The sequence below is a fragment of the Chamaesiphon sp. OTE_20_metabat_361 genome (assembly GCF_031364565.1).
Genome location: NZ_JANLWO010000593.1, coordinates 1 through 2,932 on the forward strand (window position 1 = coordinate 1; position 2,932 = coordinate 2,932).

At 48.9% G+C, this 2,932-nt stretch carries 3 protein-coding genes and 1 pseudogene; 2 read left to right on the top strand and 2 right to left on the bottom strand.

Translation table 11 applies throughout. From position 1 onward, the window contains the following. Positions 1-233: 233 nt before the first annotated feature. Positions 234-851: a DUF3859 domain-containing protein gene (locus RMO35_RS17040; RefSeq protein ID WP_309742510.1), complete on the bottom strand. Its 618-nt coding sequence runs from the start codon at positions 849-851 to the stop codon at positions 234-236. 203 nt (positions 852-1,054) lie between these two features. Between RMO35_RS17040 and sat the strand changes: the two are divergent. Further along, a pseudogene (sat, locus tag RMO35_RS17045) lies at positions 1,055-2,225 on the top strand (sulfate adenylyltransferase). Between the two features lie 70 nt (positions 2,226-2,295). Beyond that, entirely contained in the window at positions 2,296-2,742 is a 447-nt protein-coding gene (locus tag RMO35_RS17050; RefSeq protein ID WP_309742511.1) for a hypothetical protein, read from the top strand. Between the two features lie 6 nt (positions 2,743-2,748). Here RMO35_RS17050 and RMO35_RS17055 read toward each other — a convergent pair. Further along, positions 2,749-2,932: hypothetical protein (locus tag RMO35_RS17055; RefSeq protein WP_309742512.1), on the bottom strand; the 184-nt coding region annotated here is incomplete at its 5' end.

Below are 2,932 nucleotides of genomic sequence, written 5' to 3' on the forward strand. Positions count from 1 at the left end.
CCTCTATCGAATTCACCCTTGTTTCCTTTTCAAATTACTGAACGCGGTAATAATTGGGCCCTTGTTTGTTATTAGCGGAGATCGACACAACCATCGCTTGTCGCACCCCTCCCAAGAGGGGATTTTTTATAATCGGTGCAAGCCTCAGTCTCACAGCCCCCAACTCCCTGTCTTGTCTCGCTATACCGTCGGGGAACAAAGGCGTGCGCGAGCCGCATCTCCCACATCCCATCTCATTTAACCTCAAAGGGCATCTGCTTGAGCGATCGATCTCCAGCGCGAATTTCCACTTTCCACGCACCTGAAGCGGCATCTAGCGGGATCTGGTAGCGACATGAGGTATTCCAGACTGGGGTGGTAATGTTTTTAGTCTCGTAGCGATTGGTATGGGCGACTTTACCGGATGCGTCGAGCCAATTGCAGGTTAGGTTTAATGTTTCACCGACGGGCGCATCATTGAGCGTGACGCGATAGACAATTTCCGCACCTTTAGCCACTGGATTTAGGTTCTCACCACCATCGCGCACGAAGCTGATGCGATCTTGGCTGACACCGATCTTGGCAATTGTACTCGCTTTATTTTGGAAAAAGAGACTAGTCCCAGCTACTAGCATAACTAGTGCAGCTACTCCCCCGATCGCGATGCCAATATTGCGTTTTTTCTGCCTTGCTAGTGCCTCCTTCCGCTGCACCTGAATCATCGCCTCATCCAACAGTTCCGGCGGGAGATTTAGCTCGACTAAAATCTTTTGAACTTCCGATCGATCTAGTTCATCCTGCTGACGATTTGCCAATCGCCCAACCTCACCAACAATCAACTCTAGCTGCTGTGTGGTCAATCGTTGTTCCATAGTTCATCACATTCGAGCTACACGCTTCTATTTTAAATCATCTAGTCATCCTATTCCCCAAAACCTAAAGCCTAAAGCCTAAAACCTAAAGCCTAAAACCTTCCCCCATCTCCCCTAAAACCTAAAGCCTAAAGCCTAAAACCTTCCCCAAAGCTGCTAAAGTGATCCATAAAAGTATTTAAAAAATTGCGAGGAAAATTAGTTTGAGTCAGCGTTCTGGTATTGCACCCCACGGCGGTAACTTGGTGAATCGCATCGCCACCCCCGCTCAAAAAGCCGAATTTCTGAGTAAAGCCGATAGCTTGCCCAGAGTAACATTAGACGAGCGGGCATATTCCGATTTAGTCATGATTGCGATCGGTGCATTTAGTCCGCTTCAGGGGTTTATGCCAGAAGCAGATTATCATCCGGTCGTCGCTAAAATGCGCCTTGCTAATGGTTTACCGTGGTCGATTCCGATTACGCTATCTGTAACTGAAGCTGTCGCCGCACCTCTAACCGTTGGTTCGCTCGTCAGATTAGATGACAGTAACGATCGATTTGTCGGCGTTTTACAGCTCACCGAAAAATACACTTACGACAAGCAGCAAGAAGCGATTAACGTGTATCGCACCGATGATGAAAAGCATCCCGGTGTCAAAGTCGTCTACGACCAGGGGAATGTCAATTTAGCAGGTGATATCTACCTGTTAGAACGGGAAGCGCACCCGCAATTTCCCACCTATCAAATCGATCCTGTCGCCTCCCGCGCTCAGTTTCAAGCTAAAGGCTGGAACACGATCGTCGGATTTCAGACTCGCAACCCGATCCATCGCGCCCATGAGTATATCCAAAAATGTGCGATGGAAACCGTCGATGGGTTATTTCTCCATCCCCTCGTCGGCGCAACCAAAGAAGATGATATCCCCGCCGATGTGCGGATGCGCTGCTATGAAATCATCCTCGAACATTATTATCCCAGCGATCGAGTCATCCTCGGCATTAACCCCGCCGCGATGCGCTATGCTGGGCCACGGGAAGCCATTTTTCACGCCCTAATCCGCAAAAAATTACGGTTGTACCCATTTTATCGTCGGACGCGATCATGCGGGCGTAGGCGACTACTACGGCACCTACGACGCTCAACACATCTTCAGTGAATTTGAACCAGGGGAACTTGGCATCACCCCGATGATGTTCGAGCACGCGTTTTATTGTCAAGTTACCAAATCAATGGCAACTACCAAAACCAGTCCCAGTACGCCCGAACAACGCGTACATCTGTCCGGTACTAAAGTTCGCGACTTACTCCGTCAAGGCGAACTACCACCGCCAGAATTTTCGCGCCCTGAAGTCGCCGCCGAATTAATTCGGGCTATGCAAGGGAACAAATAGATGGCAATATCTAACTAATAACCAGCACCTACCACACAACTTAACTAACTAACCAATCACCCACAAATATATGTCCATCAAGTTTTCGATCTCGACAGTTGTAATGGCGGCAGTATTAACATTAACTCATACTGCGATTCTCGTTCCGAGAGGCTCCGCCAACGCGACTGCTGAAGTTTACAAAACCAGCAAAGACCAAGTGGTAGTTACAGGTTTAACAGCTAAACAAAAGTATCCCATCAAAGGGACTAATGCTAAAAATAAGCCCGTCACCCGCAAAGATGTCGCAGCAAATACTTGTGGTGAAGCGCTAGTCGATGGTGCTGGAAAATATAAAACGTTAGTCATCGGTACCGAAACGATCGATCCTGCTACTCTCCCTGTGAAAGTCCACGCCAATTGCAAACCGAAAAAGACTGTATCTACTCCTAAGAAAAAGATTACAGCTAAAAAAGTAACGACAAGTACAACTACCATGCCCGTCGCTACACCATCCATGGCACCAACCACTAAATAACGCGATTCAATGGTAGCCAAACCTAAATCCCCGACTGTCTTGTCTCGCTGCTTGGGGCGCTGTCTTGTCTCGCATAATCCGGGAGGGAACCTCCCGGCTGCGAGCCGCTGTCTTGTCTCGCATAATCCGGGAGGGAACCTCCCGGCTGCGAGCCGCTGTCTTGTCTCGCATAATCCGGGAGCGGCGCATC